We start from the raw sequence: 17358 nt of genomic DNA, 5'->3' as shown, positions 1-17358 counted from the left end.
TAACGGCTTGTACTTTTTCTTCTGAACTGAATTTAGTCATAAAAAAACTGCACCTCCAATTGGTAGTTGTGTCTAACAATTGGGGTGCAGTTCATAGCGGGTGGTTTTTTGTTTCGCGCGTTACACGCACTCAACTGGCTAAAGCCATAATAAAAAAAGATCGAGGGATAAACTCCCTCGATCTTTCTTGATATGCTATTTAATTCACGTGAAACTGATTCAGCACAACTTTGCCACAATCAGAATCGACGTTTCGAAACGGGTTAGGGCAGTTGGATTAACCAATTGACCCTTCCATTTCGAATTTGATCAATCTGTTCATCTCTACCGCATATTCCATCGGCAGTTCCTTCGTGAACGGTTCAATAAAGCCCATGATGATCATCTGTGTTGCTTCTGCATCGGTCAAACCACGGCTCATCAGGTAGAAGAGTTGATCCTCGGACACTTTGGATACCGTAGCTTCATGCTCAAGCATGATGTTATCATTCATGATTTCATTGTAAGGAATCGTATCGGATGTGGACTCATTATCCAGAATGAGCGTATCACATTTGATATTGGATTTTGCGCCCTCCGCTTGGCGACCAAAGGAAGCCAGACCACGGTAGGTTACTTTACCACCATGTTTACTGATCGACTTGGATACAATCGTTGATGTTGTATCTGGAGCCAAGTGAATCATTTTCGCGCCTGCATCCTGATGCTGATTTTTACCAGCTACAGCGATGGACAGAACCGAACCTTTAGCTCCGCGGCCTTTCAGTACAACTGCTGGATATTTCATCGTCAGTTTGGAACCGATGTTGCCATCGACCCATTCCATCGTTGCATTTTCTTCTGCAACCGCACGTTTCGTAACGAGGTTGTAGATGTTTGGTGCCCAGTTTTGGATCGTTGTGTAACGAACACGAGCATTCTTCTTACAGATGATCTCAACAACCGCACTGTGCAGTGAGTTCGTGCTGTAGATTGGAGCTGTACAGCCCTCTACATAGTGAACGAAGCTGTCTTCGTCCGCAATGATGAGTGTACGCTCGAATTGTCCCATATTTTCGGAGTTAATCCGGAAATAGGCTTGCAGAGGCACTTCACATTTTACGCCTTTAGGCACGTAGATGAAGCTTCCTCCGGACCAGACGGCACTGTTCAATGCAGCGAATTTGTTATCTGCTGGTGGAATAACGGTTGCAAAATATTCACGCAGGATTTCCGGATGCTCTCTAAGTGCAGTATCCGTATCCATGAAGATTACGCCCTGATCTTCCAATTCTTTTTGCATGTTGTGGTATACAACCTCGGACTCATACTGAGCCGATACACCTGCGAGGAACTTTTGCTCTGCTTCAGGGATACCCAATTTATCAAAGGTTTCCTTGATTTCGGAAGGAACTTCCTCCCATGTTTTACCTTGTTTTTCAGAAGCACGAACGTAATACTGAATTTCATTGAAATCCAATCCGTCTAGATCTCCGCCCCATTTCGGCATTGGCATCTTTTCAAATTGTTTCAAGGATTTCAAACGGAATTCCAACATCCAATCCGGTTCATTCTTAATCTTGGAAATCTCGGTAACCACTTCTGCAGTCAGACCTTTACCGGTTTGAAAGATGGATTTGTGCTCGTCCCGAAAACCATATTTGTACTCTTCCATTTCTGGTGCTTTTTTAGCCATCTTGCTCTACCTCCCTATCGTTATTGTACTTTGTTCTCTTCGTCAATCCCTTTGCGTAATGCATTCCAGGCCAGAGTGGCACATTTGATGCGTGCAGGGAACTTGTTCACACCGGATAGGGCTTCGAGATCTTCATAATCGTCGAAATCGACTTCTTCACCTTTCATCAGTGAGGAAAAACGGTTAGCGATATCGAGTGCCTGTTCCATCGTTTTGCCTTTGACAGCCTCCGTCATCATTGATGCAGAGGACATGCTGATGGAGCATCCTTCACCCGTATATTTGGCTTCCTGAACGATTCCGTCTTTCAGCAAAATTTGCAGTGAAATCCGGTCGCCGCACGTTGGATTGTTCAAATTCACCGTGACAGCGTCATTATCAAATGTTCCACGGTTACGCGGATTTTTGTAGTGGTCCATTATAACACGTCTGTACAGATCATCAAGTTGCATCGCCAAAATACTCCTTTGTCTGGATTAAGGCGCTGACAAGCCGATCTACATCTTGTTCGTTATTGTATAGATAGAAGCTGGCACGAGCTGTTGAGCTAACTTCAAGCCAGCGCATTAGCGGTTGACAGCAATGGTGTCCGGCACGAATGGCTACGCCACTCGCATCCAGAACGGTTGCCACATCATGCGGATGAACATCCCCCAGATTAAAGGTAACGACACCCACATGCCGCTTCGCTGGGCCATAGATGGTTAACCCATCGATCTCGGCCAGTCGTTCTGTTGCATAAGCTGCCAGCACACTCTCATGATGTGCGATCTCATCCATACCAATCTGCTCCAGAAAATCAATGGCAGCTCCCAACCCTACCGCACCTGCGATAATCGGGGTTCCACCCTCGAACTTCCAGGGAAGCTCTTTCCAGTTGGATTCGTACAGACCCACATCATCAATCATTTCACCGCCGAACTCAATGGGTTCCATGGACTCCAGCAGCGCCTTTTTGCCGTAGAGTGCACCGATTCCGGTTGGTCCACACATTTTATGACCGGATAATGCATAGAAATCACAGTCCAGATCTTGAACGTCCACCTTCATGTGAGGTGTACTTTGTGCGCCATCAACAACGATGACAGCACCATTGCGGTGTGCAATTTCAGCAATTTGTTTCACAGGATGGATCAGCCCCATAACATTGGATACATAAGCGATGGCTACAATTTTAGTATTGCTTGTAATCGTCTTCTCAACATCAGCCAATTCAATGTGACCATCAGGCTGAAGCGGGATGTATTTCAATGTTGCACCTGTCTCCTTGGCAACCTGCTGCCAAGGAATCAGATTACTATGGTGCTCCATTTGCGTGATAACAATTTCATCGCCTTCTTTGCAATTGGCGCGGGCATAAGATGAAGCCACCAGATTCAGGGCTGTCGTTGTCCCGCGGGTAAAGATAATCTCCTGTGTACGGCGGGCATTGATAAACTTGGCTACCTTCTCACGTGCGCCTTCGTAAGCGTCTGTTGCACGGCTTCCAAGCGTATGAACACCGCGATGTACGTTGGAGTTCTCATACTCATAATAATGTTTGACTGCTTCGATCACAGCACGAGGCTTCTGTGAAGTCGCAGCACTATCTAAATATACGAGCGGGTGTCCGTTAATTTCCTGGTGGAGGATCGGGAACTGCTCGCGAATGGACGGGTTCATTGTCCCAGCTTCTTCTCAATCAGGGACTGCAATTGGGTGCGCAGTGCTTCCAGAGGAATATCCGCCACCACCGGAGCCAGGAAGCCATAGATGATCAGGCGTTCGGCATCCGTACGGTTAATTCCGCGCGACATCAAGTAATGAATCTGCTCGGCATTGACTTGACCAACAGAAGCCGCGTGACCTGCTGTTACATCATCCTCATCAATCAGAAGGATTGGGTTGGCGTCTCCACGTGCTTTAGGGCTCAGCATCAACACTTTCTCTGTCTGCTGTCCATCGGCTTTGGTAGCGCCTTTCTCAATCTTCGTGATCCCGTTGATGATTGCAGAAGCTTCTTCACGCATAACTGCACGTGTAATCATCTGACTTGGTGTATTCTTGCCGAAGTGACGAGCTTCTGTGGTGTAGTTGATTTTCTGTGAACCGGAACCTACAGCGATGACTTTGGAATCCGAACTAGATCCATTGCCTTTCAGCACGGTCATCGTGTTGCTCGCTGTATCGCCATTGTTCATTTCACCAACGATCCACTCGATCGAAGCATCATTCTCCAACACTGCACGACGGAATGAAACATCAGTTACATTCACACTCAGTTGATGAACCGATGCGAAACGTACTTTAGCACCGGATTTTGCGAATACTTCCACAACACCATTATGGAAAACAGGTGCGGACAATTCGCCAGATACATAGTTATCCACATAAGTAACGGAGCTGTTGGACTCAGCAACTACAAGCACATGCGGTGCAAATGTTGCAGATGCGTCATCCGTAAGCAACACTGCTTGCAGTGGTACTTCGATTTCGACATTTTTCGGAACATACAGGAAAACCCCGCCATTCCAAAGTGCCGCATGCAATGCAGCGAGGGAATGCTCATCGGCTTTCACTGCTGTGTTCAGATATGGTTTTACCAGATCGCTGTGTTCGCGAACCGCTGTAGCCAGATCTGTGAAGATAACTCCTTTTGCTGCAAGATCAGCAGACAACTTGGAATATACCGTACCGGAATTGCGCTGGATAACCAGACTGCCTTCCGCTTGGTCCTTAACTAGATCTTTAATGGAAGCTGGTACTTCCTCAAGGGAAGCAATCGCTTCACTAGCTTTATATGTTCCGTACTCGCTGACATTCCAGCGTTCGATTTTTTGTTTTTCCAGTTTAGGAAGCGCAAGCCCGCTCGCAAGCTTTAAAGCTTCGAGCCGCTGTTCGGTCAACCAGCCGGGTTCATTGTTGCTTTCCGACAAGGCGCGAAGCGCTTCAGATTCAACCGGAAGAATTGTTTGTGTAGTCATTGATTATCCTCCTCCGTTTTGTCTTTACGCTTCTTGACCTACAGTTTCGTCTGTAATTCCCAACTCTTCCTTAACCCAGTCATATCCTTCAGCTTCCAGACGGTGTGCCAGTTCAGGTCCGCCGGATTTCACGATACGACCTTGCATCATAACGTGTACGTAGTCAGGAGTAATATAGTTCAACAGGCGTTGATAGTGAGTGATAATCAAGAAACCACGATCTTCGCTCTTCATTGCATTTACACCGTTAGCCACGATTTTTAAAGCATCGATGTCCAGACCGGAGTCAATTTCATCAAGTACTACGATTTTCGGATCAAGCAGCATCATTTGCAGAATCTCGTTACGTTTTTTCTCACCACCGGAGAAACCTTCATTCAGGTAACGGTGAGCGAACTCAGGGTTCATGTCGAGTTCTTTCATTTTACCTTCCATTTGACGAATGAACTTGATCAGGGAGATCTCGTTACCTTCGCCGCGGCGTGCGTTAATTGCACTACGCAGGAAGTCGGAGTTTGTAACACCTGCAATTTCACTTGGGTATTGCATAGCCAGGAAAAGACCTGCACGTGCACGCTCATCTACAGCCATGTCCAATACATCTTCACCATCAAGTGTAATTGTACCGTCAGTTACTTCATATTTCGGATGGCCCATCAATGCAGAAGCCAGAGTTGATTTACCTGTTCCGTTCGGACCCATGATTGCGTGGATTTCTCCACCTTTCATTTCCAGGTTGATGCCTTTCAGGATTTCCTTACCTTCGATCGTCGCTTTCAGACCTTCAATGACGAAATTCGTAGCCATGTGTATTGTTTCCCTCCATTGATTAAATTGATGTTGTTGTCGAAAACGAAAAAGCGCCTATTATATCTGAACAGGGCTTCCCCTGAATTTCTCCTGTACTCGAATCTTCAAAGCAAGAACACTTTAGAATAATTCTAAACTGATTCTCAATGATAATCAAGTCATTTCCTAAGAACCTTTGTCTCTTGCATGAAACCTTATTCTTTCTGATTCTATAGTAAAAGACAAATTGAATCAAATGACAAAACTTCTACGTCATAAATAGACAGTGAGAAAAATCACAGGGATTCAATCTTTTATCAAATCTGATCCTCTCAATTGAAAAAGGACCTATCCATATCATGGACAAGTCCTTCCGATAAATAACATTACATTTTGAGCGTCTCGTTAATCTTCTGTACCTGTTCGTCAAAATCCGCAACGTCCACCACCGGCGTCATTTCACGCGGCACCGGACCATTCGGAATGGAAATCCATGAACGGCATCCGTTGTATTCAGGTAATACGGGAATCTCCATCGGTTCCTTCAAACGGTACACTCGGAGTATCAATACGTGGAGTGGATCTTTTCGTTTCCACTTTAGGCGATCTTCGGCAAAATCCGCAGTCCACATATGAAAGTCAAGAAGTCGATCCAGCATCTCCTGATCTCTGATCTCCAAATCCTGTGTCACTTCAGCATATGCTGTGAGACGGATCGTCGAAGCTTCAGGCACCCATTCGGCCAGTGATTCCTCAACATAGAAATGATCAGAGGACTTTATCAGTTCTTTACGCTGATGTTCATAAGTCGGATACAGATAGAATGCTGGACTTTTCAACTCAAAACGTCGGGTTTCCTCCACAATCCCGCCTTTGCGCATCACCATAACTTGGCGACCCGTTTCCAGCGCTTTGATTGCGGAGGCCCATTCTTTTAACGCTGGTATCGTTGTGCCTATCATAAAGTTCTCCTCCCGAAGTCAGTCTTGTCAGCAGTATAGACGCTCGGCGGCGTCCTGGCAACGTGAAAGATCGGTTAGAGTAACTGTATGGTTTATAAGCCAACAAACTCGGTAAATGCGGATGGAATTAGCCCAAGAAAGAGCGCAGCATCCACATATGTTTCTCCAGATCAGCTTTGAAGCCTGTCAGCATATCAGATGTTGGTTGGTCTTCCGCAGCGTCTGCCACTTCAATACCTTCCTGGTACTCGTTCGACAATGTAGCAAAATCTTCGATCAGATTCTGTACCATTGTGTTGGCATCTTCGCCACCAGCTGCTTCCTGAATGGAGGAAATCTCCAGATATTCTTTCATCGTAGCCGCTGGGCTACCTTTGAGGGTAAGAATACGTTCAGCAATTTCATCCATTTGTACAGTCACTTCATTGTAGAATTCTTCGAATTTTACGTGCAGTGTGAAAAAGTTAGGTCCTTTTACATACCAGTGATAGTTATGGATTTTAACATACAGGACGTTCAGGTTTGCCACCTGACGATTAAGTACTTGTTCCACCGATTTTGCTTGATCTGTTTTGTTTTTTGTAGCCATCTTAATCCCATCCTTTTATTATAAAATTAGTCTGACATTCACTATAAGCAGGGTACCCTGCCGTAAATGACAGAGATTTAACATTTCGGCACCACCCAGTGGTGGGGAGCCTTGTCGGCGGTATTTCTGTCAACCGTCCGGCCTATTTGTTTTTACCCGTACACCGGAAGTTCGAAACAAGTCCGGTATAGGCTGTCTCAAAAAAAGGGTACAAAATCACAGTTATTTCCGATATACTGACATATACCAAGCAAAGAAGTGGGTTTTCCTGTTTCTTCATATATATGGAGGTGGCATTCTTGTCCCAATATCACCCTTTTACACCCCAGGATGCAATCGAACTGGCCAAAACTTTACCGGGTCCGTTTGCGGCAGATGCGAATCTGGAATGTCGTGAGATCGGTGACGGCAATCTGAATTTGGTCTTCCATATCACGGATCAGAACTCCGATAAAAGTATCATTATCAAACAGGCTCTTCCTTATGCGAAAGTGGTCGGAGAATCATGGCCATTGTCTCTGGTACGTGCCAGAATTGAACGGGAAATCCTACAGGAAGAGTATCGTCTATGTCCGGGAATGGTGCCGGAAGTGTACCATTATGATGATGATCTCGCCTTAACCGTGATGGAAGATTTGAGCGATCATGTGATTATGCGTAAAGGCCTCATCGATGGCGGAACATATCCTCTTTTTGCACAACATATTGGGGAGTTCATGGCAAGAACATTGTTTTTCACGTCAGATCTTGGCATGAACCAGCAACTGAAGAAAGAGAAACAGGGCAGATTCGTCAATCCGGATCAATGTAAAATAACCGAAGATCTGGTCTTTGATGAACCGTATCGTATTGCGGAGAAAAATAATTATGAGGCTTCCATTGAAGATGAAGCGGAAGCACTTCGTACAGATGGAGAACTTCATCTTGAAGTAGCCTTGCTGCGCGAGAAATTTCTCACCCATGGTCAAGCTCTACTTCATGGTGATTTGCATACAGGCAGTATTTTTGTCACACCTGAATCCACCAAAGTCATTGATCCCGAATTTGCCTATTTCGGCCCAATGGGATTTGATGTAGGAGCCGTGCTTGCCAATCTGCTTCTCCACTACGCGTCGCTGCCAGGTCGAATTCAGGATCAGACGGCTCTTCATGAGCGTGAAAAGATTTTGCTGGATATGGTTCGTGACGTATGGACTGAATTCGAATCCCGCTTCCGTGGTCTGTGGAATTCCGATCTGGTTGATCCTATGGCCAAAGCACCTGGATATGAAGATCTTTATGTACAACAATTATTCAGAGACTCTGCTGGCTTTGCTGGCGCGAAAATGGTCCGTCGTATTGTTGGACTCGCGCATGTCGCAGATATCGATACGATCGAAGATGCGACACAACGTGAACGTGCTCAGCGCAAAGCGCTGGCGATCGGTAAAGCACTCATTAAGCGTAATCGCAATCTGAACACCATTGGTGAACTTCTAGATACAGTAGCTACTGCGGTTACTTTTATTAAAGCCTAACTCAAAGAATGATACGGCTTAACTCAAGGAACGGAGGAACATCCATGACAACCCCTGAACATCAGCCTCTGTCCTCCCTTATATGGAAACAGGACAAGCTTGAAATGCTTGACCAGCGTTTGCTGCCTGAAACAATTCTGATGCTGAAACTGTACACGCCCGAAGAGGTATGGGAATCCATCCACTCGATGAAAGTACGCGGTGCTCCGGCGATCGGGATTGCTGCTGCATTTGGTGTCGTGCTCGGTGCCAAGGCATATGACGGACTTGCCGTACAAGGCTGGCTGGATCATGTAAAATCCATCTGTGCTCATCTTGCTACTTCCCGTCCAACCGCTGTTAACCTGTTCTGGGCGCTGGATCGTATGATGCAAAAAGCCAGTGACCTCGCTGATTCCGGTGCAAGCATCGAAGATAGCAATGCTGCCCTTGAAGCGGAAGCACTTTTGATTCAAAAAGAAGACGAAGAAGTCTGCCGTCTTATCGGTGAAAATGCTCTTCCTTTGTTCGCAGACGGTATGGGTGTGCTCACACACTGTAATGCAGGCGGACTTGCAACCGCGAAATACGGAACGGCGACTGCACCGATGTACCTCGCTCACGAGCGTGGCATCAATCTGAAAGTATTCGCAGACGAAACTCGCCCTGTCCTTCAGGGTGCACGCCTTACGGCCTTTGAGCTCCAGCAAGCCGGTATTGACGTTACTCTGATCTGCGACAACATGGCAGGCATGGTCATGTCCAAAGGCTGGATTCAGGCAGTTATCGTGGGTACAGACCGCGTCGCTGCCAATGGGGATGTAGCTAACAAAATCGGAACATACAGCGTAGCGGTCCTTGCCAAAGCGCACAACATTCCATTCTATGTAGCCAGCCCACTGTCCACCATTGACCTGTCTACGCCATCCGGAGATCTCATTCCGATTGAGGAACGTGCTGCGGAGGAAGTAACAGAAGGATTTGGCAAACGTACAGCACCGCAAGGTGTGAAAGTATTCAACCCAGCGTTTGACGTCACACCTAACGAATATGTAACAGCCATTATTACGGAAAAAGGCGTCGTTCGCGCTCCTTTCAAAGAGAATCTGGCTGCCTTGTTCGCCAAGGATGAAGCTTAATTAGTGGAAACATGTTTTATCGTTTAATATAGGATTTGTACATGTAAATTAAAGAGAGGACTTCCCAGGGGGGAGCCCTCTCTTTAATTGTTGATTATTCAGGGATTAGATCATCTTGAGCAATGCTTCTACACCCGTCATGCCAACCGTAATGCCCATAGCTTCGGCTTCCGTTGTCACCGACTCCATAGGTGCATGCAGCAGCTGTTCCAATGTGCGCACGCCAACCGCCCGAGCTGCAATGATTTTGCGATCCCCAAGCTTCTCATTAAGTAATCCCACATCGAGTGCTCCGCACATGATATATCCTTTGGATGTATTAATCGTCAGTAATGTCGTTTTGGGCAACTTCACTTCTACCCCGACCAGAACATGTTCTCCAACCACAATCGGCTCCATCGTCACCATAATTTCCCGATACACCTCCTCTTCCACAGGTCACGATAATTGTATGCCTCATTCTGGATCGCCGTGTGGACACCTGCGGAAAAGGATTGGAAATGCATATGGTTTTACTTGATTTTGCCTAAGTGGTTGCTCATTTTCTATGTCTCCAGTACTATGATTATTGCCTTTTTAATGATATAGTGTATTGAAGCATGTTTTTGCTGACATATCTTTTAACGGGGCTGGGATCAATGAAAGAAACCTTATCCAACGAAGAAGAAATCGGCTTTTTATTCAATGTCGATATTCTTATTAAGAGCCGCTCGAATGCATTGGCACTGCAGTCCCTGTTGGAGTTCATAAACAAAGAGGAACAAATTGCAGACTTCCGGATTCAATCCGGCATAGAGCTTGGCAAAATTATTGAAGTGACTCTGCAGTCCAAAAAGGACTCATTCGCCTTTCTTCATAAAGAAAGAAAAAAATCACAATCCAATGCAAGACAGAAGAACTCTTCACCAAATCAAGCGACGGCTTCAACCGTTCCAGTTAAACCACAAAGTGAAATCGAAACACCTGCTTCCCAGAAAGCTCCTTCAACCGAAGCATCCAACACTACCAACGGAAATTCATTCGATGTATGGATTGATACCCTTATCAAAGAAAACCGTCTTACTCGGATCGTTGTGAACAACAAGAACGGCCGGCATCAGAGCATTCCATGCCGAATCTTGAATTTTGATCGGGATACCAGCATTGTAAGCGTCTACCATGTGGATGAAAAACAAGTGTATACGTTCCGGACCAATGAAATTGATGAGTTTCTTTAACTCAATGAGCATTCAAACAAAAAGCAACTTACGGGGAAATTCCATAACATTTCCCAGGCAGGTTGCTTTTTTAGATAATCATTCATGTAACAATGAACTGGTACATCATAATTTCTCCATAGCTACTTCCAGCTATTGTAAATAAATCATCACGAGCGATCTTTTCCCCGCTGCCACACGTCTATTGCTAATAACAACCATCCGACAATAAAGGCTACCCCGCCAATTGGCGTGATGGCTCCCAATATTTTAATACCTGAAATACTCAGTACATACAGACTACCCGAGAATATGATAATTCCGATAAACAGCAGGCGTGCTGCCCACTTGAGCTTGGTTGACGGTCCAAGTTGACCCGCTGTAAGACCAATAATCAGCAGTGCGATTGCATGTATCATGTGGTACTGCACTCCGGTTTCATACACGGCTATGGCGTCTGCACCAATTTTTTCCTTTAACATATGTGCACCAAACGCACCAATAGCTACCGAAAGCATTGTCAGTACAGCACCAAGCATCATCCATTTCCGTTGCATTTGCCTTCTCTCCCTTAATTCATCTCTCAACTATTATTTTAGCGAATCCTTGCAGTGTTTACCAGCCAGCTCCGATGCGGAAGGCATTTATATGTCTGGTTATATATATTTTGTTGCACTTTTGCCTCAAAATCGACGAAAACTGGCGTTAAACCTTGATTTTTATCGATTTTTATGGAAAAGTAAAAAGGAATGCCTTCATTCTCTTGATGAGAATCATAATACCCGGATTAGGTTAATTACACTCATGACCACGATTAAGGGAGGGATATACCATTTATGGATAATCAAAATAACCAGAATAACAATAATCCTTATCAATCCCGTTCCGGCACGAATTATTCAGATCCCAATCATGACGACCTGTTTACACCTTCCCCTTCCCCCTTGGAAGATCCATCCATGGGTCGATTGAAACATTCCGGGCCTGGTATTGCAAGTTTTGTGATTGGATTGGTCTCGATCATTGGTTACATGCTGACTTTTTTTATTGCCACAATGGCTATAAACAGTTCAATTGGCGTTGTAACCACACCGATCCAAGTGGAGGAGATTGCATTACATCCAGCAGTTGCCCTGGCTTCTCTGGCTGTTCTAGTTTGTCTGATTCTTAATCTGGCCGGAATCATTCTCGGCGTGATTGGGCTTATTCTCAAAAATCGAAAAAAAGTCTTTGCTATTATTGGAACCATTCTCAGTGGAGCCATGATCCTGGCGTTTGCAGGGCTTATTATTGCAGGTATCTATATGATGTAGAAGCGTATATCCGCTTTACCTTCATTCTTCAAAAACGATAATGAAATAACACTGATTCATCTCAACATGATCCATTTGATCCATTCTATTGCCAAATTTTCGTATCCAAAGGAGATTGACATGTCACGAATCAAAATTTTCACGGACAGCACAAGTGATCTGGCCCCAGCATGGATCCAGCAGCACGATATCGGTATCATCCCTTTATATGTCGTGTTCGGTGAGGAATCACTGAAGGACGGTGCTGAAATTAAGCCGGAGCAGCTCTATGAACGTGTAAGCAGGGATGGGCGTCTGCCCAAAACAGCAGCACCTTCACCTGCTGATTTCATGACGGCATTTCAACCTTACATAGAACAAGGGTATGATATCTTATATATCAGCTTGTCCTCTGAACTTTCGTCAACTTACCAAAATGCAAGATTGGCCAGTTCCGAGTTCCCGGAAGGTCGCATCTCTGTCGTGGATTCTCTGAATCTTTCTTCCGGGATTGCCCTGATGGTGATGAAGGCAGTTCATGCAGCAGAAAAAGGGCAAAGCCTGACGGAGATTACACATCTCGTTGAAGCCATCAAGCCAAATGTGCGAACTGAGTTTGTCATCGATACGTTGGAGTATCTGTATAAAGGTGGACGCTGCTCTGGCATGCAAAACCTGATTGGCAGTCTGCTGAAAATTCGCCCCGTCATTCGGGTAGCCGATGGCAAGATGTCTCCTGCCTACAAAGTCCGTGGCAAACGGGAAAAGGCGCTGGAACAAATGCTGCAAAACACACTTAACCATAAGGAACAGATCGATCGCGATCTCGTTATCGTCGTGCATACCATGGCCGAGGAAGACGCGCTTGATTTGCAAAAGTCTCTGCAGGAGCAGACTGGAGCACGAGTGGAATTAACTACGGCTGGTTGCGTTATATGTAGTCATTGTGGTCCCAAAACGATCGGTATCATTTACAACACGGTTTTATAAAAGGCCTCTCATCACACAGCATGTTTACTTAATGATTAGAATCATGTCTGCTGAAACCATTAAAGACCAAGCCAGAAAGGGCATCCCAAGCTATCGTAGCTCAGGATGCCCTTTTTCTATTGTAAACATGTAACATTAATAACTTTTTGTTTTCAGGTCATTCAAACTTTTGAACGCATATCCTTGCTTACGTGCCTCATCAATGATGGAGGCTAGCGCCTCTGTGTTATCCTTCGACACAGAGTGAAGCAGAATGACTGCTCCCGGATGAAGCTGTTTCAAGACTTGCTGACGTGCATACTCTGTCCCACGTTGCACTTTGGTATCCCAATCTTTATAGGCAACCGACCAAAACACATTAACGTAACCTTGGGCGTGGCTCTCTGCAAGCGTCCGGTTGTTAAAAATGCCACGTGGTGGCCGCAAGAAGGTCGCTTGCTGTCCAGTTAACCGATTGATCTCAGAACGTACCTGATCAAGCTCTGTTCTTATTTTTTCATTGGAAACTCGGGTCATATCGGGATGGCTCCAGGAGTGGTTACCCACAATATGGCCTTCAGCCGACATTCGCTTCACCAATTCAGGCTGGTCTTTCAGATAATGTCCGGTGACAAAAAAAGCAGCTGGCACCTTTTTGTCGCGCAGAACATCCAATATAGCTGGCGTAAACCCATTTTCATAACCGTTATCAAACGTAAGATACAGCTCTTTCTGTTTTGTATCCCCCAGGAAAATGGCATCATTATGCTGCAAGATCTCCTTAAATCCTTCCTGATCAATGGAAGGCAACTGGCCATTTTGGCTCTTTTTGAAGCCAAAATGATAAGCTCCATTTATTGGCGATGCTTCAGTATGTGCCGGTAATGTACCGAACGTCAATACAGCCAGCAGCATGTAAAGAACCATTCGCTTCATTGCTATCCGCTCCTGTTCCTGAAAAATTCGGTTTGTCGTTTCCTATCACGAACACCTTCAGGTAATATGCCACAGGAACAGCTAATGTATGTAAATTTCGATTACAGATCGCATCACATACTTACACACCATGGAGCCCCGGTTCTCATTTCTCCGTTCAAAACCGTTTATTGTCTCGCTCGGGATGATGAAACAATTCAAGTAAGGTCTGAGGTTTTCCACTGGAAGCCAACCATTCTCTAACCATCTCTATTGCACGTGTCTGACCATCACCACTATCCCGCCAGGTTAGCAGCTCAATTACTTTAATAATCAGGGCAGACATATTATGATTATCATGCTCAGAACGATCTGCGCGCAATTTATGATATAGAGCCTCCTGCTCCCAATCAAGTAAAATCTCGTCACCAATGGTAGGTTTCATCAATGTGTATGCTCTACCACACTCTGAACAGCGAACCGCACTGACCTGCTCTTGAGTAAAGATAGCGCGAATATCCTGATCGCAATCCGCGCACTGAAAATATACCTGTATGTTGTGTATGTTATTGTTCATGTTGGTCTTCCTCCTGCTATGTATGTACTACATCTATACCCGAATTGTCGTTGATTCACGCTAAATTCCGCCAAATTCAGAAGGTGCTATAATCTTGTAAATATGTTAAAATATTATACATATCATAAGTAGGAAGAGGCGGATATCCATGTCAAAGGAAGAGCGTAACATTACTTGGCAGCAATCCAGCTTAAACAGGCAGGACAGGGAAAAACATAACGGTCATCGTAGTCGTGCCTTATGGTTCACCGGCTTATCCGGTGCAGGAAAATCCTCGCTGGCATTTGCTCTGGAGCAGTACCTGTATGAAAAAGGGGTTCATTGTTACGTACTTGATGGGGATAACGTACGTCATGGACTGAATCGGGATCTTGGGTTCACGGCCGAGGATCGGCAAGAAAATCTGCGCCGAATTGGTGAAGTATCCAAGCTGATGGTAGATGCCGGGTTATTTGTTCTTTCCGCCTTTATCTCGCCAGATGCACAAGACCGGAATATGGTTAAACAGCTTTTTGAAGCTGATGATTTCATTGAAATTTATGTTCGTTGTTCGATCGAAGAGTGCGAACGACGTGATCCGAAGGGACTTTACAAAAAGGCCCGCAGCGGTGCCATTCCACATTTCACAGGGATTTCGGCCCCTTATGATATTCCAGAAGATCCTACACTCATCATTGATACCGAAGAGCTATTCATCGAAGAAGCCGTGCAAGAAATTGTGCAGCATCTGGAACGTGTGGGTGCTTTTCAGCTACCGCAGCCTGTTAGCAATGCCATCGTTCACTAATTGAAATAGCAATCAAATTGAATTACTTCCCTACTACACATAGATCAAGGCGCTGCCTCTAATGGCGCGCCTTTTTGCTTTATTCATTTCCGGATTTACCGAGAGACTCATTGCCCCACGACACCTGCTTGCATGTTTAACAGTTTGCTGAACGTGCCTACCGGATCAGTAGACAATTGCTGATAACCCCCTTGTTGGATAACCCGGCCCTCATCCAATACAATCACTCGATCTGCTGTTCGAATGGTGGATAATCGGTGGGCGATAACAATAACCGTCACATGCCCTTTCAGGCGCTCAAGAGCCTCATGAATATGCTGTTCGTTCTCACTATCCAGCGCACTCGTCGCCTCATCCAATACCAGTACAGAAGGGTTCCGAAGCATGGCGCGGGCAAGCACCAAACGCTGACGTTCACCGCCGGATAATCGGATGCCCCGATCACCGATAATGGTATCCAGTCCTTGCGGAAGTTTGCGGACAAATGTTGCAGACGAAGAGAACTGTAATGCTTGCCACATCTGTTCCTCACTGGCATTTGGATCAACCAGACGCAAATTTTCACGAATACTCGTATGGAACAGAAAAGGGTCCTGAGAGACATAACCGATTGAACTTCTCCAGGCTAACAATCGATTCTCGGTTAACGGCACCCCATCCACCAAAATCTGACCACTCTCCGGACGTATGAGTCCCATAATCAAATCAATCATCGTGCTCTTCCCGGCTCCAGACTTGCCTACAATGGCCGTCATACCTCTCGCAGGGATGGATGCATACGCTTCAAATAACGAGTAGGTATCGCTGCCTTCGTAGCGATAATTCACTTGCTGACACTCGATGGACTCCTTAAGCACCAGGGGTTCAATGGGCAGCATATCGCCATCTTTCTGCTGCTCATTCAGCTTGGCCTGGGCCTCCATTCTAACCGAACGAGGACCGGGAACCGTTGACTCCTCATCATATGGTTCACTAGCATTACCCGTTTTTTCGCTAATCTCACGGCTTTTCTCGGTCTCTGTCTGTAACTCTCTCACAATCTGAAACGCGGGCAGCATCGAACTCATATACTCCAGATTGGATTGAATGGATGTAAATCGTGGCCACAACCGTGAAAAGATCAGAATGATGAGCAACAAACTTGCCGGAGGTACAGCGAGCACATGCAGGGATAAATAGATAAAAGCAGCAATAATGACAGCCGCCGATATTCGATGAATCAATTGTGTGCCACTGTTCAACTGGCTGAACTGAATCACATTACGTTCAATCCGCCCACACATACGTTCAAACCAGCTAATATGTGATTTTTCGAGCATATTGCTCTTAATGTCCTTGATTCCGTTAAAGTGCTCTGTAATACCGTTATAATAGCTCTGGGAATATTCCGACGTCTGATCCCCAATCTGTTTTGCTCGTTTCACGAATTTTCTCAATACAATAAACAGTACCAATCCGCAGACCAAGACAAGGGTAGTTAACTTGGCAGACAACCAGAAGGCCAGGCCGATTTGAATTCCGGTGAAGATCAAGGAAGCCGCCATTTGCAGCATAATATTCGTTCCCTGACTGACCCGGGCAAGTTCGGTCGTTAATATATGATTAAAATCGGATTTTCGTTTTTGGAGAAAAAAAGACCACTGCGCCATAATGATGGCACGATAGGTTTCCATGCGCAGCGTTCGAACAAATTGCTGCTGAATTCGAGTGTTGCGAATCGTCTGAAGACGTTGTAGCCACGCCTGTCCAGAGACAATGAGAACAAAGGTCAACAATACAAGCAGCAACCGGCCATTTTCCGAAAAACGATTTAAAAATTCAGATATCCAGGGTAAGTGCAGACCTGTTGAACCCATTTCAAAAATACCAATAAGACTTAACATCGGAACGAGCATATAAATGCCTATTCCTTCCATCAGACTGATGCAGATCATGCCCAGCAGGTTCCAATATAACACTGGGCCCGTTACACGATGCAGTTTCCGCATAAAGAATTGTAATTCCGAAAT

The 17358-nt window shown here is 45.5% G+C and carries 19 protein-coding genes; 7 read left to right on the top strand and 12 right to left on the bottom strand.

The genetic code is table 11. The annotated features are described in order from the left end of the window. Positions 1-191 (top strand): hypothetical protein (locus CRO25_RS33705; protein WP_218670788.1); only part of this gene is annotated, 191 nt, incomplete at its 5' end. Between the two features lie 86 nt (positions 192-277). Here the strand turns inward: CRO25_RS33705 and sufB are convergent. The 7 genes from sufB to CRO25_RS23025 all read right to left on the bottom strand — a co-directional run bounded on the left by sufB (position 278) and on the right by CRO25_RS23025 (position 6978). Further along, entirely contained in the window at positions 278-1675 is a 1398-nt protein-coding gene (gene sufB / locus CRO25_RS23055; protein WP_076209130.1) for a Fe-S cluster assembly protein SufB, read from the bottom strand. A 20-nt stretch (positions 1676-1695) separates the two neighbouring features. Next, positions 1696-2127, bottom strand: a complete 432-nt coding sequence (sufU, locus tag CRO25_RS23050) for a Fe-S cluster assembly sulfur transfer protein SufU (RefSeq protein ID WP_017689537.1) — start codon at positions 2125-2127, stop codon at positions 1696-1698. Continuing rightward, positions 2117-3337, bottom strand: a complete 1221-nt coding sequence (locus tag CRO25_RS23045) for a cysteine desulfurase (protein WP_079696575.1) — start codon at positions 3335-3337, stop codon at positions 2117-2119. Before CRO25_RS23045 ends, sufU begins: the two co-directional genes overlap by 11 nt. Beyond that, entirely contained in the window at positions 3334-4638 is a 1305-nt protein-coding gene (sufD, locus tag CRO25_RS23040; RefSeq protein WP_079696574.1) for a Fe-S cluster assembly protein SufD, read from the bottom strand. Before sufD ends, CRO25_RS23045 begins: the two co-directional genes overlap by 4 nt. A gap of 24 nt (positions 4639-4662) precedes the next feature. Next, entirely contained in the window at positions 4663-5445 is a 783-nt protein-coding gene (sufC, locus tag CRO25_RS23035) for a Fe-S cluster assembly ATPase SufC (RefSeq protein ID WP_062833524.1), read from the bottom strand. Positions 5446-5813: 368 nt separating this feature from the next. Next, the gene (locus CRO25_RS23030; protein ID WP_079696573.1) at positions 5814-6389 is read right to left on the bottom strand and encodes a DUF1802 family protein; all 576 of its coding nucleotides are present in this window, start codon (positions 6387-6389) and stop codon (positions 5814-5816) included. A 127-nt stretch (positions 6390-6516) separates the two neighbouring features. Beyond that, on the bottom strand, positions 6517-6978 hold the full coding sequence (locus CRO25_RS23025) for a Dps family protein (RefSeq protein ID WP_063564284.1): 462 nt from the start codon (positions 6976-6978) through the stop codon (positions 6517-6519). A 299-nt stretch (positions 6979-7277) separates the two neighbouring features. Between CRO25_RS23025 and mtnK the strand changes: the two genes are divergently transcribed. Together mtnK and mtnA are read left to right on the top strand one after the other, a co-directional pair. After that, complete coding sequence (mtnK, locus tag CRO25_RS23020; RefSeq protein WP_079696572.1) at positions 7278-8495, top strand: S-methyl-5-thioribose kinase; 1218 nt, start codon at positions 7278-7280, stop codon at positions 8493-8495. Between the two features lie 44 nt (positions 8496-8539). After that, entirely contained in the window at positions 8540-9613 is a 1074-nt protein-coding gene (gene mtnA, locus CRO25_RS23015; RefSeq protein WP_179132239.1) for an S-methyl-5-thioribose-1-phosphate isomerase, read from the top strand. Positions 9614-9718: 105 nt separating this feature from the next. On the opposite strand, the gene CRO25_RS23010 is transcribed toward mtnA, so the two are convergent. Beyond that, complete coding sequence (locus CRO25_RS23010) at positions 9719-10021, bottom strand: YunC family protein (RefSeq protein WP_017689545.1); 303 nt, start codon at positions 10019-10021, stop codon at positions 9719-9721. A 230-nt stretch (positions 10022-10251) separates the two neighbouring features. On the opposite strand from CRO25_RS23010, the gene CRO25_RS23005 reads away from it, so the two are divergent. Beyond that, positions 10252-10830 (top strand): hypothetical protein, encoded by a 579-nt coding sequence (locus CRO25_RS23005; protein WP_053780514.1) that lies wholly within the window; start codon positions 10252-10254, stop codon positions 10828-10830. Positions 10831-10979: 149 nt separating this feature from the next. On the opposite strand, the gene CRO25_RS23000 is transcribed toward CRO25_RS23005, so the two are convergent. Continuing rightward, the gene (locus CRO25_RS23000; protein ID WP_063564280.1) at positions 10980-11366 is read right to left on the bottom strand and encodes a DUF423 domain-containing protein; all 387 of its coding nucleotides are present in this window, start codon (positions 11364-11366) and stop codon (positions 10980-10982) included. A gap of 279 nt (positions 11367-11645) precedes the next feature. On the opposite strand from CRO25_RS23000, the gene CRO25_RS22995 reads away from it, so the two are divergent. Further along, positions 11646-12122, top strand: coding sequence for a hypothetical protein (locus CRO25_RS22995; RefSeq protein WP_079696570.1), 477 nt, complete (start codon positions 11646-11648; stop codon positions 12120-12122). 120 nt (positions 12123-12242) lie between these two features. Next, positions 12243-13091: a DegV family protein gene (locus tag CRO25_RS22990; protein ID WP_064639374.1), complete on the top strand. Its 849-nt coding sequence runs from the start codon at positions 12243-12245 to the stop codon at positions 13089-13091. 135 nt (positions 13092-13226) lie between these two features. Here CRO25_RS22990 and pdaA read toward each other — a convergent pair whose 3' ends face one another. Together pdaA and CRO25_RS22980 are read right to left on the bottom strand one after the other, a co-directional pair. After that, positions 13227-14006, bottom strand: a complete 780-nt coding sequence (gene pdaA, locus CRO25_RS22985) for a delta-lactam-biosynthetic de-N-acetylase (RefSeq protein WP_072734009.1) — start codon at positions 14004-14006, stop codon at positions 13227-13229. A gap of 157 nt (positions 14007-14163) precedes the next feature. Then, complete coding sequence (locus CRO25_RS22980) at positions 14164-14562, bottom strand: hypothetical protein (protein WP_063564276.1); 399 nt, start codon at positions 14560-14562, stop codon at positions 14164-14166. 148 nt (positions 14563-14710) lie between these two features. Here CRO25_RS22980 and cysC point away from each other — a divergent pair, with 148 nt between their 5' ends. Then, positions 14711-15349 (top strand): adenylyl-sulfate kinase, encoded by a 639-nt coding sequence (gene cysC, locus CRO25_RS22975; RefSeq protein WP_079696569.1) that lies wholly within the window; start codon positions 14711-14713, stop codon positions 15347-15349. A gap of 107 nt (positions 15350-15456) precedes the next feature. On the opposite strand, the gene CRO25_RS22970 is transcribed toward cysC, so the two are convergent. Further along, positions 15457-17337, bottom strand: a complete 1881-nt coding sequence (locus CRO25_RS22970; RefSeq protein WP_256863734.1) for an ABC transporter ATP-binding protein — start codon at positions 17335-17337, stop codon at positions 15457-15459. Between the last annotated feature and the right edge of the window lie 21 nt (positions 17338-17358).

Origin of the sequence: Paenibacillus sp. RU5M (genome assembly GCF_900221055.1) — a bacterium.
Lineage (GTDB): Bacteria > Bacillota > Bacilli > Paenibacillales > Paenibacillaceae > Paenibacillus > Paenibacillus marchantiae.
Note: the sequence above shows the minus strand (reverse complement) of the source record. Positions and strands in the feature narration are given on the sequence as shown.

Excerpts from the sequence above, each read along its gene's own strand:
- CRO25_RS23000 (WP_063564280.1), bottom strand. The coding sequence starts at position 11,366 with ATGCAACGGAAATGGATGATGCTTGGTGCTGTACTGACAATGCTTTCG.
- CRO25_RS22995 (WP_079696570.1), top strand. The coding sequence starts at position 11,646 with ATGGATAATCAAAATAACCAGAATAACAATAATCCTTATCAATCCCGT.
- CRO25_RS23005 (WP_053780514.1), top strand. The coding sequence starts at position 10,252 with ATGAAAGAAACCTTATCCAACGAAGAAGAAATCGGCTTTTTATTCAAT.
- CRO25_RS23025 (WP_063564284.1), bottom strand. The coding sequence starts at position 6,978 with ATGGCTACAAAAAACAAAACAGATCAAGCAAAATCGGTGGAACAAGTA.
- pdaA (WP_072734009.1), bottom strand. The coding sequence starts at position 14,006 with ATGAAGCGAATGGTTCTTTACATGCTGCTGGCTGTATTGACGTTCGGT.
- cysC (WP_079696569.1), top strand. The coding sequence starts at position 14,711 with ATGTCAAAGGAAGAGCGTAACATTACTTGGCAGCAATCCAGCTTAAAC.
- CRO25_RS22980 (WP_063564276.1), bottom strand. The coding sequence starts at position 14,562 with ATGAACAATAACATACACAACATACAGGTATATTTTCAGTGCGCGGAT.
- CRO25_RS23030 (WP_079696573.1), bottom strand. The coding sequence starts at position 6,389 with ATGATAGGCACAACGATACCAGCGTTAAAAGAATGGGCCTCCGCAATC.
- sufD (WP_079696574.1), bottom strand. The coding sequence starts at position 4,638 with ATGACTACACAAACAATTCTTCCGGTTGAATCTGAAGCGCTTCGCGCC.
- CRO25_RS23045 (WP_079696575.1), bottom strand. The coding sequence starts at position 3,337 with ATGAACCCGTCCATTCGCGAGCAGTTCCCGATCCTCCACCAGGAAATT.
- sufC (WP_062833524.1), bottom strand. The coding sequence starts at position 5,445 with ATGGCTACGAATTTCGTCATTGAAGGTCTGAAAGCGACGATCGAAGGT.
- CRO25_RS23010 (WP_017689545.1), bottom strand. The coding sequence starts at position 10,021 with ATGGTGACGATGGAGCCGATTGTGGTTGGAGAACATGTTCTGGTCGGG.
- CRO25_RS22990 (WP_064639374.1), top strand. The coding sequence starts at position 12,243 with ATGTCACGAATCAAAATTTTCACGGACAGCACAAGTGATCTGGCCCCA.
- sufB (WP_076209130.1), bottom strand. The coding sequence starts at position 1,675 with ATGGCTAAAAAAGCACCAGAAATGGAAGAGTACAAATATGGTTTTCGG.
- mtnA (WP_179132239.1), top strand. The coding sequence starts at position 8,540 with ATGACAACCCCTGAACATCAGCCTCTGTCCTCCCTTATATGGAAACAG.
- CRO25_RS22970 (WP_256863734.1), bottom strand. The coding sequence starts at position 17,337 with ATGCGGAAACTGCATCGTGTAACGGGCCCAGTGTTATATTGGAACCTG.
- sufU (WP_017689537.1), bottom strand. The coding sequence starts at position 2,127 with ATGCAACTTGATGATCTGTACAGACGTGTTATAATGGACCACTACAAA.